This is a genomic window from Streptosporangium sp. NBC_01639, assembly GCF_045209755.1.
In the GTDB taxonomy this organism is placed as follows: domain Bacteria; phylum Actinomycetota; class Actinomycetes; order Streptosporangiales; family Streptosporangiaceae; genus Streptosporangium.
The window spans coordinates 7,797,893-7,813,129 of sequence record NZ_CP109272.1 but is presented as its reverse complement, the minus strand read 5'-3'; the positions used below and the strand labels follow the sequence as shown (position 1 = coordinate 7,813,129).

General features: G+C 70.1%; 16 protein-coding genes. 10 read left to right on the top strand and 6 right to left on the bottom strand.

The features are described from left to right. Positions 1-149 precede the first annotated feature (149 nt). Complete coding sequence (locus OHA77_RS35470) at positions 150-1,631, top strand: WS/DGAT/MGAT family O-acyltransferase (RefSeq protein ID WP_406313637.1); 1,482 nt, start codon at positions 150-152, stop codon at positions 1,629-1,631. A 7-nt stretch (positions 1,632-1,638) separates the two neighbouring features. Here OHA77_RS35470 and OHA77_RS35465 read toward each other — a convergent pair whose 3' ends face one another. Beyond that, the gene (locus OHA77_RS35465) at positions 1,639-2,232 is read right to left on the bottom strand and encodes a TetR/AcrR family transcriptional regulator (RefSeq protein ID WP_326823834.1); all 594 of its coding nucleotides are present in this window, start codon (positions 2,230-2,232) and stop codon (positions 1,639-1,641) included. Positions 2,233-2,423: 191 nt separating this feature from the next. Here OHA77_RS35465 and OHA77_RS35460 point away from each other — a divergent pair, with 191 nt between their 5' ends. Continuing rightward, on the top strand, positions 2,424-3,347 hold the full coding sequence (locus tag OHA77_RS35460) for an aldo/keto reductase (RefSeq protein WP_326823835.1): 924 nt from the start codon (positions 2,424-2,426) through the stop codon (positions 3,345-3,347). A 162-nt stretch (positions 3,348-3,509) separates the two neighbouring features. Here the strand turns inward: OHA77_RS35460 and OHA77_RS35455 are convergent, their stop codons facing one another. Together OHA77_RS35455 and OHA77_RS35450 are read right to left on the bottom strand one after the other, a co-directional pair. Then, a complete protein-coding gene (locus OHA77_RS35455) occupies positions 3,510-5,120 on the bottom strand; it encodes a cation acetate symporter (RefSeq protein WP_326823836.1) in 1,611 nt (536 codons plus the stop codon). Next, positions 5,117-5,446: a DUF485 domain-containing protein gene (locus tag OHA77_RS35450; protein ID WP_406313636.1), complete on the bottom strand. Its 330-nt coding sequence runs from the start codon at positions 5,444-5,446 to the stop codon at positions 5,117-5,119. Before OHA77_RS35450 ends, OHA77_RS35455 begins: the two co-directional genes overlap by 4 nt. Positions 5,447-5,894: 448 nt before the next feature. On the opposite strand from OHA77_RS35450, the gene OHA77_RS35445 reads away from it, so the two are divergent. Next, on the top strand, positions 5,895-6,479 hold the full coding sequence (locus OHA77_RS35445) for an HD domain-containing protein (protein WP_326823838.1): 585 nt from the start codon (positions 5,895-5,897) through the stop codon (positions 6,477-6,479). Here the strand turns inward: OHA77_RS35445 and OHA77_RS35440 are convergent. Further along, complete coding sequence (locus tag OHA77_RS35440; RefSeq protein ID WP_406313635.1) at positions 6,432-7,352, bottom strand: alpha/beta hydrolase; 921 nt, start codon at positions 7,350-7,352, stop codon at positions 6,432-6,434. The genes OHA77_RS35445 and OHA77_RS35440 overlap by 48 nt on opposite strands. Before the next feature lie 129 nt (positions 7,353-7,481). Between OHA77_RS35440 and OHA77_RS35435 the strand changes: the two genes are divergently transcribed. Genes OHA77_RS35435 through OHA77_RS35420 form a run of 4 tightly spaced genes read left to right on the top strand, consistent with a single transcriptional unit; the run spans position 7,482 to position 10,986 of the window. Beyond that, positions 7,482-8,396, top strand: a complete 915-nt coding sequence (locus OHA77_RS35435) for an ATP-binding cassette domain-containing protein (protein ID WP_406313634.1) — start codon at positions 7,482-7,484, stop codon at positions 8,394-8,396. A 3-nt stretch (positions 8,397-8,399) separates the two neighbouring features. Beyond that, complete coding sequence (locus OHA77_RS35430) at positions 8,400-9,194, top strand: ABC transporter permease (RefSeq protein WP_406313633.1); 795 nt, start codon at positions 8,400-8,402, stop codon at positions 9,192-9,194. Between the two features lie 11 nt (positions 9,195-9,205). Further along, the gene (locus OHA77_RS35425) at positions 9,206-10,351 is read left to right on the top strand and encodes a sensor histidine kinase (protein ID WP_406313632.1); all 1,146 of its coding nucleotides are present in this window, start codon (positions 9,206-9,208) and stop codon (positions 10,349-10,351) included. Continuing rightward, positions 10,342-10,986 (top strand): response regulator transcription factor, encoded by a 645-nt coding sequence (locus tag OHA77_RS35420; RefSeq protein ID WP_326823843.1) that lies wholly within the window; start codon positions 10,342-10,344, stop codon positions 10,984-10,986. The genes OHA77_RS35425 and OHA77_RS35420 overlap by 10 nt, the downstream gene beginning before the upstream one ends. Before the next feature lie 48 nt (positions 10,987-11,034). Here the strand turns inward: OHA77_RS35420 and OHA77_RS35415 are convergent, their stop codons facing one another. Together OHA77_RS35415 and OHA77_RS35410 are read right to left on the bottom strand one after the other, a co-directional pair. Next, entirely contained in the window at positions 11,035-11,448 is a 414-nt protein-coding gene (locus OHA77_RS35415) for a YchJ family metal-binding protein (RefSeq protein WP_326823844.1), read from the bottom strand. Between the two features lie 188 nt (positions 11,449-11,636). Beyond that, complete coding sequence (locus OHA77_RS35410) at positions 11,637-11,870, bottom strand: hypothetical protein (RefSeq protein WP_406313631.1); 234 nt, start codon at positions 11,868-11,870, stop codon at positions 11,637-11,639. A gap of 222 nt (positions 11,871-12,092) precedes the next feature. Between OHA77_RS35410 and OHA77_RS35405 the strand changes: the two genes are divergently transcribed. The 3 genes from OHA77_RS35405 to OHA77_RS35395 all read left to right on the top strand — a co-directional run bounded on the left by OHA77_RS35405 (position 12,093) and on the right by OHA77_RS35395 (position 14,960). After that, complete coding sequence (locus OHA77_RS35405) at positions 12,093-13,085, top strand: alpha/beta fold hydrolase (protein ID WP_406313630.1); 993 nt, start codon at positions 12,093-12,095, stop codon at positions 13,083-13,085. Between the two features lie 320 nt (positions 13,086-13,405). Further along, positions 13,406-13,951: a dihydrofolate reductase family protein gene (locus tag OHA77_RS35400; RefSeq protein WP_326823850.1), complete on the top strand. Its 546-nt coding sequence runs from the start codon at positions 13,406-13,408 to the stop codon at positions 13,949-13,951. A gap of 121 nt (positions 13,952-14,072) precedes the next feature. Beyond that, a complete protein-coding gene (locus OHA77_RS35395; RefSeq protein WP_406313629.1) occupies positions 14,073-14,960 on the top strand; it encodes an alpha/beta fold hydrolase in 888 nt (295 codons plus the stop codon). The last annotated feature ends 277 nt before the right edge of the window (positions 14,961-15,237 follow it).

Sequence of the window (15,237 nt, the reverse complement as noted above, 5' to 3'; positions counted from 1 at the left end):
AGGCGACACTCCGGAGAAAAATCCATGGTCAGCAAGCCGGACTTCATCTGAAAGACTCCCAAAGTCGCTCGGCGGAAACGAGGCGGAAACGGAGCCGGGTGATGATGACCGTGTCCTTTCGTATCCGCCTTCCGCCAGGAGCTCAATCGATGCGCCAGCTGACCGCACTCGACGCGCAGTTCCTGCACGCCGAATCGGCGACCACCGCAGCCCATGTCGCCGGGGTCGCGATTCTCGACCCGGCCTGGGCGCCCTCGGGTGTCGTCACCCGCGAGGCACTGATCGGGCTGATGCGCGAACGGCTGCACCTCACCCCCGCGCTGAGTCTGCGCCTGGCCGGTGTGCCGTTCGGGCTCGACCATCCGTACTGGACGGAGGTCCCCGGCCTTGACGTCGCCGACCACATCTACGAGACGACCCTTCCGCTGCCCGGCGACGAGGCGCAGCTCGCCGAGGTGATCGCCCGGATCCACGAGCGGCGGCTGGACCGGGCCCGCCCCCTGTGGGAGATGCATCTCATCCAGGGCCTCACCGGCGGCCGGGCCGCCCTCTACGCCAAGGTCCACCACTGTGCCATCGACGGCGTGTCGGGCGCCGACGCCCTCGCCGCCCTGCTGGACCTCACCCCTGAGCCCCGGGTGGTCGATCCGCCCGCGCCGGCCGAGGCGACCACCGCTCCCGGGCCGGCCGCGATGTTCGCCTCGGCCGTGACCCGGTCGGTGACCCACCCGGCCAGAGCACTGCGTTCGCTGGTCAGGATGGCGGCCGATCTCGACGTGATCCCGGTGGCCGCCGCCCTTCCGGGGGCCCGGGCGATGGCGGCGGCCACCCGTACGATCTGGAGGGACACCGAGCAGGCGCCGGAGATGCCCTCCCTGGCCGTGCCGTACACGCCGTTCAACGGCCCGATCAGCGCCGAGCGACGCTTCTCCTACGGCTCGATCCCGCTCGCGGACGTCAAGCGGATCGCCAAGACCTTCGGGATCAGCGTCAACGACGTGGTCATGACGCTGTGCGCCTCGGCCCTGCGTTCCTGGCTGCGCGAGTGCGACGCCCTGCCGGACCAGCCGTTGATCGCCGCCGTCCCGGTGGCGGTCCGCACGGGCGACGCCCAGGACACGGTCGGCAACCGGCTCTCTGTCATGATCACCCCGATGCCGACCGACCTGGCCTCTCCCCTCGACCGGCTCCGGGTCATGGGACAGACGATGCGCACGGCCAAGCGGCGTTTCGCCGGCTCCCCCGCCACCTGGCTGAACGAGCTGTCGGCGGTGCTCCCCGCGGCCGTCACCGCGCTGGCGACCCCCGCCGTCTTCCGGCTCGCCTCGATCGTGCTGCCGCCGATCAATCTGATCATCTCGAACGTCCCCGGTCCGCAGCTCCCGCTCTACCTGTGCGGGGCCCGGGTGCTCGGCTACCACCCGATGTCGGTGCTGACCGACCTGAGCGGCGGGGTCAACATCACCTGCTTCTCCTACGACGGCTCACTGGACTTCGGCATCCTCGCCTGCCCCGGCAGGGTGAAGGACGTGTGGCGGCTGATGGGTCACCTGCAGGAGGCGATGGAGGAGCTGACGGAGCTGGCCGCCCCCGCCCCCAGCCGGGAGGCACGGGAAACGGTCGGCGTCTGAGCGGGACTCACCCCAGGGCGTGGGCGATCAGCTCGGCGACCGCGTCGGGATCGATGTGGTGGCCGGTGAGCTGGCAGAGGTTCTCCTGGTAGAGCAGCACCGCGGCGAAGGTCACCGCGGCCACCTCCAGCCGGGCGGCGTCGCCGCGGGTCGTGGGCAGCGCCAGCTCCAGCGCGAACCGGGCCCGCCGGATGAGCTCGCCGTTCAACCGGCCGAGCCGCTCACGGACCGAACCGTGCGTGTCGGCCTCACGGAACAGGATGCGGCGCATCGCCGGGGACGCGTTGAGCGGCAGGCGGCTCGCCAGCCGCGACAGGGCGCTCGCGGCGTCCCCGGGGACGGCCTCCACCTCGGGAAGCTCCTCCACGAGTGTGCGCTCGTCGATCAGCGCGACCAGCACGTCCATCTTCTTCGGGAAGTAGTGGAAGACGAGTCCCTTGGGCACACCGGCCAGCCGGGCGATCTCCGCCGTGGGGGTCGCCTCGTAACCGCTCCCGGCGAACAGTTCCTCGGCGGCGTTGAGGATGCGCGTGCGCGCGTCGGGGTCGGAGGTGTCACGCGTGCGCCTGGACGTACCGGAGCGCTGTCTGAGGCTGCCCACAGCTTCGACCCTAGCCTCCGACCGGGTCTGATTCCCATGCCGCCACGGAGAGAGTGCCGTACGCGCGCGATACCGGGAACGGAGCGGCCGCGGAGGATCCTCCCGCCGGCCCCGCGCCACGCGTGCGGCGGCCCGTCCGTTATGGGGAGGCTGAGGAAATAGGGGGTTACCCGGCAAATAGAGTGATGATTATGAGTCTTTCCGAGCTGAACCTCTTCCCGCTCTGCCTGGGTGGCAACGTATTTGGCTGGACCGCGGACCGCGACGCCTCGTTCGCCGTCCTGGACGCCTACGCCGAGGCGGGCGGCAACTTCGTCGACACCGCCGACGTCTACTCCGAGTGGGCCCCCGGGCACTCGGGAGGAGAGTCGGAGACGGTCCTCGGCGAGTGGATGGCCTCTCGCGGCAACCGCGACCGGATCGTGGTGGCCACCAAGGTCGGTGCGCTGGGCAGCCGTCCCGGGCTGTCCGAGGCCAACATCCGCGCAGCCGTCGAGGACTCGCTGCGGCGGCTGCGGACCGACCACATCGACCTGTACTGGGCGCACATCGATGACGCGAAGACGCCGCTGGAGGAGACTCTCGGCGCGTTCGACTCCCTGATCCGCGAGGGCAAGGTGCGCAACATCGGGGCGTCCAACTACGGCCCCGAACGGCTGGCCGAAGCGCTGGCGATCTCCGACCGGGACGGCCTGGCCCGGTACGGCGTGCTGCAGCAGCGCTACAACCTGATGGAGCGCGACTACGAGGGCGCGCTGCGCGACGTGGTCGTCGCGGAAGGGCTGACCAGCACGCCGTACCACGGTCTGGCCAGCGGCTTCCTGACCGGCAAGTACCAGCCGGGCGTCGAGGTGGACAGTCCGCGCGCCGAGCGGGCGTCGGCCTATCTGGCGACCGAACGCGGCCCGCGGGTGCTGGAGGTCCTGGACAAGGTGGCCGCCTCCCACGGTGTGGCCGCACCGGCCGTCGCGCTCGCCTGGCTGGCCGCCCAGCCCACGGTGGCCACGCCGATCGCCAGCGCCCGCAACGTCGAGCAGCTCACCCCGCTGCTCGCGGTCGCCGACCTGACGCTGACCGACGACGAGCTGGCCCTGCTGGACGAGGCGTCCCGCTAGATGCGGCACGGCCGGGCGTGCGCGCCCGGCCGTGTTCCGCATGGTGCCGTGTTCTGCATGGTGCCGGGCTCCGGTCGGATCCTGCGTCCGGGCCCGCCGAGGGCCGGACCGCGCAGTGCGGCCCGGCCCGTGCGGCGTCGGCCCGTGCGGCGTCGGCCGGGCTCAGTGCTGGGTGGCCTTCTCAGCGCCGATGCCGGTGAGGGAGCGGACCTCGATCTCGGCGTACTTCTCGGCGTTGTGCTCCTTGCTGAGCCGGGCTCCGAGGTATCCGGCCAGGAAGCCGATCGGGATCGAGACGAGACCGGGGTTGCTCAGCGGGAACCAGGCGAAGTCGGCGCCCGGGATCAGCGAGGTCGCGGTGCCCGACACGACGGGCGAGAAGATCACCAGGATCAGTGCGGAGACCAGGCCGCCGTAGATCGCCGAGACGGCGCCCGCGGTGTTGAACCGCTTCCAGAACAGGCTGTAGAGGATCGCCGGCAGGTTTCCGGAGGCGGCGACCGCGAAGGCCAGCGCGACCAGGAAGGCCACGTTCTGGCCCTGGGCGAGGATGCCGAGCCCGATGGCGACCGCGCCGATGACGAAGGCGGAGATCCTGGCGACCAGGACCTCCTGCTTGTCGGTGACGTTGCCGCGCTTGAACACGTGGGCGTAGAGGTCGTGGGCGAAGCTGGAGGAGGAGGCCAGGGTCAGACCGGCGACGACCGCCAGGATCGTGGCGAAGGCGACGGCCGCGATGACGGCCAGCAGGATCGTGCCGCCCACCTCGCCGAAGATGGCCGTGCCGATCGCCTCGGCGAGCTGCGGCGCGGCGGTGTTGCCCGCCTTGTCCTGCGCCAGGATCGCCTTGCCGCCGACCAGGGCCGCGGCGCCGAAGCCCAGCACGAGGGTGAGCAGGTAGAAGACGCCGATGATGCCGATGCCCCAGAGCACCGATTTGCGGGCCTCCTTCGCGGTGGGGACCGTGTAGAAGCGGATCAGGATGTGCGGCAGGCCCGCGGTGCCGAGCACCAGCGCCAGGCCCAGGCTGATCAGGTCGAGCTGGCCCGCGAGGCCCTGCGCCTCGGTGGCGTACTTCCCACCGGCGTTGAGGAACGCGTCGCCCTTGCCGCTCTGCGCGGCGGCCTCGCCGAGCAGGGCCGAGAGGTTGAAGCCGTACTTGCCGAGCACCAGCAGGGTGATCAGGGTCGCGCCGGTCATCAGCAGCACGGCCTTGACGATCTGCACCCAGGTGGTGCCCTTCATGCCGCCGACCACCACGTACACGATCATCAGCAGGCCGACGCCGACGATGGTGAGCGCCTTGCCGGTGGGCGAGGTGATGCCGAGCAGCAGGCCGACCAGCGCGCCCGCGCCGACCATCTGGGCCAGCAGGTAGAAGATCGACACGACGATGGTGGAGACGCCCGCCGCGGTGCGGACCGGCCGGGGGCTCATCCGGAAGGCCAGCACGTCGGCCATGGTGAACTTGCCGGAGTTGCGCATCAGCTCGGCGACCAGCAGCAGCGCCACCAGCCAGGCGACCAGGAAGCCGATCGAGTACAGGAAGCCGTCGTAGCCCGACAGGGCGATGATCCCGGCGATGCCCAGGAAGCTCGCCGCCGACATGTAGTCGCCGCCGATCGCCAGGCCGTTCTGCGCGCCGCTGAAGGACCGGCCGCCGGCGTAGAAGTCGGCGGCGTCCTTGTTGCTGCGGCTCGCCTTGAAGGTGATGCCCAGCGTTATCGCGACGAACAGCAGGAACAGGATCGTGGACAGCGTCTGGTGGCTCATTCGGTCCTCCCCTCGGCCTCGTGGCGGAGCTCGTCGGCCACGGGGTCGAGCTTCTTCTCTGCGTATCGGGAGTAGGCCCAGGCGATCAGGAACGTCGACACGAACTGGAGCAGACCGAAGATCAGCGCCACGTTGATGTTGCCGAACACCTTGGTGCCCATGAAGTCCCGCGCCCACACGGACAGCGCCACGTAGAGCAGGTACCACGCCAGGAACGCCGCGGTCATCGGGAACGCCCAGGCCCGGAAACGCCGCTTCAGCTCCTGGAATCTCTCCTCGCCCTGGATCTGTTCATAAACCGAGGCGTCATGTTGCCTGGTGGTCACGGGACCTCCCACGAATGTGATCTGGATCACGGCCAACGTAGGAGGGGAAGATACCCCGCGAGGAGCCCCAGAGACGGACGCTTCGCCCAGGTGGCTCCGGCTCGCGGTCAGTTGAACTCAGTTTGCGGCGAAAGGTCCATCCCCAGCGGTGAACGGTCACCCCGTGGAGGACGCGGACCGATCAGGTGGGCGGTTCTCCCGCTCCGCGATGGCAGGTGAAGCTTCCCGGGTTTCCCGCTCCGCGATGGCAGATGAAGCTTCCCGGGCCCGGCCCCGGAGACCCTCCGTGGCGACGAACGCGCCGCGCACCCCGGCGCCGCACTCTTGGGGCGATCGGGGATGATGAGGTTCCGGCAGCCTGGATCGGTGTGTCGTCGCAGCTCGCAGTGGGTATGCGGCGATGATCGGCGATCTGCGCACGGTCCGGCTGAAAGGGAGAGTGAACGCCATGGAGGAAGAGACGGCCAAGCTGACGGGGCTGCTGTACGAAGTCGGACTGCTCAAGCGCTACAAGCGCACGGGCTGGCTGGTCGCGGGCGTGCGCGACCCCGAGAGCATCGCCGACCACTCGTTTCGGGCCGCGGTCATCGCGAGCGTGATCGCGGCGCTGGAAGGCGGCAACCCCGAGCGCGCCGCGTTCATGAGCCTGTTCCACGACTCCCAGGAGACGCGGATCACCGACATCCCCTACCTCGCCAAGCGCTATCTCAAGGCGGCGTCCAACGAGGAGGTGACCGCCGAGCAGATGCGCGGCATCCCCTCCTCCGTCGCGGACGCCGTCATCGGCGCGGTCGGCGAGTACGAGGAGAAGGTCAGTCTGGAGGCCCGGTGCGCCCGTGACGCCGACAAACTGGAATGCCTGATCCAGGCCGTCGAGTATCGCGAGCAGGGCCACCAGAACGTCCAGCCGTGGATCGACAGCTCCCTGGCCGCCCTGCAGACCGCCTCGGCCAAGCGCCTCGCCGACGAGGCGCTCCGTACGGGCTCACTGGAGTGGCTGGGCCAGGTCCTCAACGGAGCTCCGGGGCTCTGAGGCCCCCGGATCGTCCCGGCGTTTCCGCACCGCGACGGTCCCCGGATCGTCCCGGCGCGGGATCAGGCCTCGGATGTCGGCGAAAATCCGCTGATGTGCGGCTGCCGCGTCGGGACTGGTCAGGTCCATGCCCTGGATGAACCCGTGCACGAGGCCGGGTTCGCAGCGGTGCGTGACGCGGACTCCGGCGTCGGCCAGGCAGCGGGCGTAGGCGTCGCCCTCGTCGCGCAGCGCGTCATGCTCGGCGGTCACCACCAGGGCGGCCGGCAGGCCGGACAGGTCGGGGTGGTGCAGCGGGCTCGCCGCGCGGCGCCGTTCCGGATCAGGCGTCCACTGGGCCGCGAACCAGGCCACCATGTCGGCGTCGAGCCCGTAACCTGTGCCCTTCTCGGTGACGCTGGGCAGGGAGAGCGTCAGGTCGGTGTTGGGACATATCAGGATCTGTACGGCTGGCAGCGGCCCGCCCTCGTCCCGCAACCGCAGGCAGGCCATGGTGGCGAGGTATCCACCCGCGCTGTCCCCCGCGACGGCCACCGGCCTGGCCCAGCCGAGCACCTCGACGGCGTCGTCGATCGCGGCCGGGTACGGATGCTCCGGCGCCAGCCGGTAGTCCACGGCCAGCACGTCGACGTCACACTCCCGGGCGAGGCGGCGACAGGTCCGGTCGTGGGTCTCCAGGTCGCAGAAGACCCACCCGCCGCCGTGCAGGAACACCATCAGCGGCCGGGGCTCGGCGGAGGGCCGGTAGCGGCGCAGCGGCAGCCCCGAGGGGCTGGTCAGATCCTCGACGTACGCCAGGTCGGGGCCCTTCGGACGGGTGGCGTTCCGGCTGCGCGCGCTTGCGCGCAGCTCGTCGACGAGCTCTCGTGACATGCCGGTAGATGATAGACGCGGCCTCGGAGCTCCCGGCTCCCGGGGCGGGAGTATTACGGTCAACCGCCATACAGGTCGGCGGCTCACCTCCATGGTGGGAGACCCGGAAGCCGCCTAGCGTTGATCGACATGATCAGCCTCAAGGGATTGTGCAAACGCTACGGCGACCGGACGGCCGTCGACGACTTGTCACTGGAGTTGCGACCGGGCACGGTCACCGGCTTTCTCGGGCCGAACGGGGCCGGCAAGTCGACGACGATGCGCATGATCCTCGGTCTCGACCGCCCGACGGCCGGTGTGGCGCTCATCGGGGGCGTGCCGTACCACGAGATCAGGAACCCGCTGCGGAAGGTCGGCGCGCTGCTCGACGCGCGCGCGGTGCATCCGGGGCGCAGCTGCCACGCACACCTGCTGGCGCTGGCGCGCAGCAACGGCATCGCGAGCGGCCGGGTGAAGGAGGTCCTGGAGAGGGTCGGCCTGGCCGACGCGGCGGGCAGGCGGGCCGGCGCGCTGTCGCTGGGCATGAGCCAGCGGCTCGGCATCGCCGCCGCGCTGCTGGGCGACCCCGAGGTGCTGATGTTCGACGAACCCGTCAACGGCCTGGACCCCGACGGGGTCCGCTGGGTGCGCCACCTGATGCGTTCGCTGGCCGAGGAGGGCCGCACGGTCTTCGTCTCCAGCCATCTGATGAGCGAGATGCAGCTGACCGCCGACCACCTGGTGGTGATCGGCAAAGGCCGGCTCATCACGGACGCGCCGCTGACGGAGGTCATCGCCCGCAGCTCGCTGACCGCCGTGATCGTCCGCAGCCCGCACGCCGGAGACCTCTCCGTACGGCTGAGCGCCGCCGGGATCACGGTGGAACGGCTCGGCGAGAACAAACTGGTCGCCACCGGTGCCGGCATCGAACGGATCGGGGACCTGGCGCACGAGGCCGGTGTCCGGCTGCACGAGCTGAGCACGCGCGAGGCCTCGCTGGAACAGGCATACCAGGAACTGACCGCGGACAGCGTGGAGTACGGCGCGCAGAGAGTGCAGGTGTGAACGATGGCGGCAGGTGAACTGGGCCAGGCGATCGGCTCCGAGTGGACGAAGCTGTGGTCGGTCCGCTCGACCTGGTGGTGCCTGGCGGGCGCGGGCGCGCTCATGGTGCTGAGCGCGCTGCTGCTGGGCGGTGCCACGGCGACGGACCTGCTCCGCGACGGCGGCGGACCGCCCTTCCCCGCCAGCCAGCCGGTGATCTCGGCGACGATATTCGTCCAGTTCGCGCTGGTCACGCTGGCGATGCTGACGATCACCTCGGAGTACGCCTCCGGTGCCATCCGTGTCACGCTGCAGGCCACACCGGTCCGCGGCCGGATGCTCGCCGCGAAGGCGCTGGTGGCGGCGCCGGTGATGTTCGTGGCGGGTGTGGTGGGCGGCGGTGTGGCGGCGGTGGTCGCCTACGCGGTGCTGTCCGCCGACCTGTTCGGCGGCTACGCGGCCCTGCCGCTCGCCCGGGTCGCACTCGACCTCCTGAAGGTGGGTGTCTTCTTCACCCTGGTATCGGTGATGACGATCGGCGTGGGCGCCGCGATGCGCAGTGCCGCGGGCACGCTGACCGTGGTGTTCATGCTGCTGATGGGCCTGCCGCTGATGCTGCTGACGGCCGGTGGCCAGGTGGCGTTGGAGGTGTCGTTGCGCATGCCGATGTTCGCCGGCCTGGCCTTCATGGGCAGCGTCGACAACATGACCGGTGGCCCGATCCCTTATCCGGCCGGTGAGGGACTGGCCTGGCTGCTCGCGTGGACGGCGGCCGCGGTGGCGGCCGGCTATGCGGTGCTGCGCCGGCGTGACGCCTAGACTCCGCACTCGTGTCAGCTAACCGTGTCGCCCGCACACTGCTGGGAGCCCTCGCGGGCATGGCCCTCGGTGTGGTCGAGCTGGCCTTCCTCTGCCTGGTCTGGCCGGCTGCGGTGCTGCCGGTCGCGCGGCCCGCCGTCGGCCGGGTCGCCGCCCGGTTGATGGCGGCGGAGCGGACTCGGCTGGCGCTCTGGCTCGACCACGACACGACGCGGACGGGCGGCCACGGATTCCTCGCCGCCCGCGCCGCACTCGGCGTGCTCGGCGGGTACGTCTGCGCGGCGGGCCTTTTCGTCAGCGGCCTCTTCCTCTTCGGCGGGCTGTGGGATCTGGTCTCGGGCGAGTCCGAATCGGTGCCGCTGGAGTTTCCGGGAGTGAAGCTGATCACCAGCAGCTGGGCACTCGGCCTGACGACCGGGGTGGTCCTGCTGCTCCTGGTCGTACTGTGGATCCTCGCGGTCGGCGCCGTCGAACGGCGCCTGGCCGCGCGCCTCCTCGGGCCGGACGGGCCGGAGCTGATGCGCAGGCGCATCGCCGAGCTGACCGCGACCCGTTCGGGCATCGTCCGGGCCGTGGACGACGAGCGGCGCAGGATCGAACGCGACCTCCACGACGGTGTACAGCAGCGAGGGGTGGCGCTGGCCATGCTGCTGGGCCGTGCCCGGCACAGTCCCGACCAGGCCAGAACCGCCGAGTTGGTGGCCCAGGCCTACACCGAGTCGCGCCAGTTGCTCGACGAGCTGCGCAGTGTGGCCTGGCGGGTCTACCCGACCGCCCTCGACGAGCTGGGCCTGCGCGCCGCGCTCGCGGGAGTCGCCGAACGGTCGAACGTGCCGGTGACCGTGCACTACGGCCTGACCGCCCGCCCGGCCTCCGAGATTGAGACGGCCCTGTACTTCGTGGCCCGTGAGGCGATCACCAATGCGGTCAAGCACGCGGGAGCGCATGACATCCTGGTCGTCCTGACCGAGAACGAACGGACGGTGAGCGTGACGGTCTCAGACGACGGCAGGGGCGGTGCCGTCCCCTCGGGCGGAGGGCTCTCCGGGCTGGCCAGACGGGTCATGGCGCTCGACGGCGACTTCACCGTCGACAGTCCCGAAGGAGGCCCCACCAAGGTCGCCGCGACGCTGCCCAGGGCGGCACCGTGCGACTGATCCTGGCGGACGACTCGGTGCTGCTCCGGGAAGGCCTGATCCGGCTGCTCGATGACGCCGGCCATGACGTCGTCGCCGCGGTGGGTGACGCGCGGGCACTGCTCGACGCCGTCGAGCGGCACCGGCCCGATGTGGCCGTCGTCGACGTACGCATGCCGCCGACGCACACCGACGAGGGGCTGCGGGCGGCCTTGGAGATCCGCGAGCGCCGGCCGGGCGTCGGGGTGCTCGTCCTGTCGCAGTACGTGGAGAAGACCTACGCGGCCACGCTCCTGGCCGGGGCCACCGAGGGCCTGGGCTACCTGCTCAAGGACCGGGTCTCGGAGGTGGCCGACTTCCTCGACTCGCTCGAACGCGTGCGCTCGGGTGGGACGGTCTTCGACCCCGAGGTGGTCCGCCAACTGCTCGCCCGCACCACGCGCACCGACCCGCTGAGCAGGCTGAGCACCCGGGAGAGGGAGGTGCTGGGGCATCTCGCGCAGGGCTTCGTCAACGCGGCGATCGCCGAGCGCCTGCACGTGTCGCTGAGCACCGTCGAAAAGCACGTCAACGCCATCATGGAAAAGCTCGACCTGCCCCGCGACCCCGGCTACAGCCGCAGGGTGCTGGCCATCCTGCGCTACCTCGACGGCTGATCGGAGGCGCCGGAGCGGGAGTCTCCGGCCTTCGGACCGGGGAGGAGGTCAGAGCGCCGCCACGTACACCCAACTGCCCGCTTGGCGGGCGAAGCGGCTGTGCTCGTCCAGTTGCCCGGCGTTTCCACGGTCGAGGTAGTGGGCGCGGAAGCGCACGGTGCCCTCGGTGTGGAAGGCGCTGCCGCCGGTCGTCTCGAGGATCTCCAGGCGCACCCACCGCAGCGTCCTGTCGAGGTCGACGCGCGGCGGGCGCGTCGCCGGGTGCCAGGTGCGGAGGAGGTATCCGTCGTCACCGACGCTGAAAGCGCTGAATCGTGAGCGCATGAGCAGCTCCGCGGTGGGCGCGGCGGCCTCTCCCCGGTGCAGCCGTCCGCAGCAGTCCCGGTAGGGCGCGGACAGCCCGCACGGGCACGGAGCGGTGGCGGCGGGGAGGCTCTGAGGCCGTGCGTTGCGTCGGGACACCTCCCCATTGTGCCCGGGGCCGCCGCCCGGCCCGGCCATGGACCTCCGGACCGGCCGGGGCCGGTGGCGGGGACGTCCCCGCCACCGGCCTGCAGCCTGTCCGACGTGCCGGGACCGGAGCCGGGGCACGTCCGCGACACATCGGCTCACCGAGGAGGCACCGGCCGCGGCACCCGCCTCGCCCCAGGTCAGTTCACCTCCCTGCGGATCACGCGCAGCACCCCGGCCGCCATCGGGACGACGATCCAGAAGGTCACCGAAACGGCGAGCCGTACGGCGTCGCCACCGGTCATGTCGCCGGCCATCAGGGGGTCGGTGGTGACGCCCAGGTCGAACCACCCGGCCAGGACCTCACCGGTGGCGCCGAGCCGTCCGCCTCGCTCGCTACCGTGAGAGACGGAGACGATGCGGTAGGTGGTCACCGGAGAGCGCGACGCCCCTCCCAGAAGGGCCGGGCGCGTCGCGGCGCATGGGGGCGACACAGCATTCCAGAAGATGCGTCGCGGAACGATCAGGCCGGACAGTGTGGCACTGGTACGGCGAAGCCGGCTCGCAAGAGCGGTGCGCTTCGATCAGTGAAAGGAAAGCCAAGTATGCCGTCAGACGTAAGGACCGTGCATTCATCGGGAACAGGGCCGCGGGTATTGAGACTGGGGCGGGTCGCCCTCAGTGTGTTCGTCGCCCTGGTGATGGCCCTGCTCACCACGACCGCCAGCGCCGACGCGAACATGGGGATCGACGAGCCTTCGGAAGGTCCGGCGAAGTTCGCCCCCGGGTTCGTCCACGGGAAGGTGGCTGTGGAGGGGGGCACCGTCCATTACGTCCGCGGCGGGTCGGGCCCGGCCATTGTGCTCCTGCACGGCTGGCCGGCGACCTGGTTGATGTGGCGCACGGTGATGCCGGACCTCGCCCGCGAGCACACCGTGATCGCCATCGACCTGCCGGGACTGGGCGACTCCAGCATCCCGGCCGCCGGCTACGACAAGGCCACCACGGCGCGACGGATACACGAGGCCGTCAAGAAGCTGGGCTTCACGCAGGCGGCGCTCATCGGCCACGACCTCGGCGCCCTGGTCGCCTACGCCTACGCGCGCGACTTCCCCACCGAGGTGACCCGGCTCGCCGTGATAGAGACGCCGCTGGCCGGCTTCGGTCTTGAGGAGCTCTACGGGCTGAGCTGGCACTTCCGGTTCAACATGTCCCCGGCGCCGATCCCTGAGCGGATCATGGACAACGACGACGTCAGCACCTACCTCGGCATGATGTACGACCTCGCCCATCGCCCGGAGGCGATAGAGCGCGAGCCCTACTTCAAGGCCTATTCGGATCCGGCCAGGCGCACCGCGGGATACGGGTACTACCGGGCGTTCGCCGCGGACGCGGAGAACAACAAGGCCAACGCGGCGAAGCGGCTGCCCATGCCGGTGCTGGCGCTGGGCGGGCAGTACTCGTTCGGGACCGGTGTCGCCGACTCGTTCCGCCTGGTCGCCAACGACGTCCGCGCGGCCGTCGTGCCCGACTCCGGTCACTACGTCCCCGAGGAGAACCCGCGCTTCACGAGTGACTGCGCGAACCTCTTCTTCGGCCCCCGGACCGGCACTCCGCAGCAGCCCGAACTCGCCGGCTGCGCCCCGTAGCGCCGGCATCGATCGGACGCCGGACCGGAGACCGCGCCACGTGCCGGTCTCCGGTCCGGGCGTTGAATGGAGCCCCTTCCCTGCCTCAGGGACGACCCATTCAAAACTCGTGGATCTTGGTTTGGGAATTGTCGTAGCGAGGCGCTAGCTTCGCGGTGTGTCGAGTCGAGCGATCTTCACCCGTGAGTTCATCAAGCGGATCGGGCGATTTGCCCTATTAGTCCGCTATTTCACACTGACGGCGATAGACGCGGCGTTCATCGACCCGAGTTGTGGTCGTGGACCACTCCTCGTAACTCCAACGACAAAGGAACAGAACAATGGCCAAGATTGTCGCGAACTTCTTCATCTCGCTGGACGGCGTGGTCGAGTCGCCGGACCAGTGGCACTTCCCCTACTTCAACGACGAGATGGGCGCCGCAGTCGGAGTGGGCGTACAGAACGCGGCGGCGTACCTGATGGGCCGCAAGCTGTACGAGGAGTGGTCGGCATACTGGCCGACGACGGACCAGGACCAGGACCTCGCCGAGATCTTCAACAACGCCCGCAAGTACGTCGTGTCGAACACCCTGGAGAAGGCGGACTGGAACAACACCACCGTCATCTCCGGTGACGTCGCGGCCAAGCTGCGCGAGCTCAAGGAGCAGACCGACGGCGACATCCAGATGTCCGGCTCCGCGACGACCGTGCGGTGGCTCCTCGCCAACGGGCTGCTCGACGAGCTGAACCTGCTCGTCCACCCGATCGCCGTCGGCCACGGCCAGCGGCTGTTCGAGGACACCCCGACCCACTCACTGGAGCTGGTCAAGTCCGAAACATTCAAGACCGGTGTGCTCAACCTGACCTACGTTCCGGCCGCCGGCTGACCGATGCCCCCGGGGCTCGCCGCCATGATTCGAATCCGTGGCCATGGCGGCGCGCCCCGGGCGGCGCGCCCGCCGGAATTTCCGGGCTTGACCGTGCGCCTCAGGGTCGCACTATCAACTCATGGATACTTCACGCCAGCCCCCGCTGGGGCGTTTCTGCGAAGTCAACGGCCGCCGATTACTGCTGTACCGCTCTGGGAGCGGAGGGCCCGCCGTAGTGTTCCTGCCCGGCGGCAGCGCTCTCGGACTCGACTACCTCAACATCCACGACCGTGTCTCCGAGTACACCACCTCCGTCCTGTACGACCGGGCCGGCACAGGGTGGAGCGACCCGGCCGAGCTGCCGCGCACCGCGGCCGACGTCGCCACCGAACTGCGGGACCTGCTGCACGCCGACGACGTGCCCGCTCCCTACGTGTTCGTGGTGCACTCCCTCGGCGGCGCCTACGCCCGGCGCTTCATCCAGCTGTTCCCCCACGAGGTGGCCGGCGTGGTCTACCTGGAGGCCTTCTACGAGGAGTGGAACACCTACATGGCCGACGAACGCCTGCACGTCAAGGCGCAGCCGGTCCCGGGCAACCTGATGCTGCGCCTCATCACCCTGCTCTCACGCGGCCAGTACAAGAAGATGCTCGCCACCTGGCCGCGCGAGGTGCGGGAGACGCTCCTGGCGCGCCACCTCACCCTCGACTCCCAGCGTGCGGGCGCACAGGAACGCAGCAACATGCCCGAGGTGATCGCCGAGCTCAAGGCCGCGGGCCCCGTACCGGACAAGCCGCTGATCGCGTTCACCGCGCTGGGCACCGACGCCGCGATGAAGCTCATGATGCCCAAGAAGGTTCTGCACGAGATGACCGAGAGCAAGGTCCGTCTCTACGAGGCCCTGGCCGCATCGGTGAACGAGGGCGAGCATCGCGTGCTCAAGGACGCCCGCCACAGCACGATCAACAGCGATGAGCCGGACGCCATCGCCCAGGGCGTTCGCGACCTCTGGCAACGCGTCCGCTGAAAGGGCTGAAGAGGGAGCCGATGCTCGGATAGGCCGGCTCGCCGCCCAGACCGGAGTGACGGTGCGCGCCGTCCGCCACCACCACCGCTGCGGCCTGCTGGCCGAACCCGAGCGCGACACCACCGTCTCCCGGGAACCACGACCTCCCGGACACCACGGCCACCCAGCCCGTCCGCAGCATCGAAGCCGCGGCCCGGTCTGGCAAGGTCACCTATGTTTTTTCCAGGGCACCCGTCAGGCATCTCGTGGGACTCGGCACAAGGACGAGCGCGCCGGC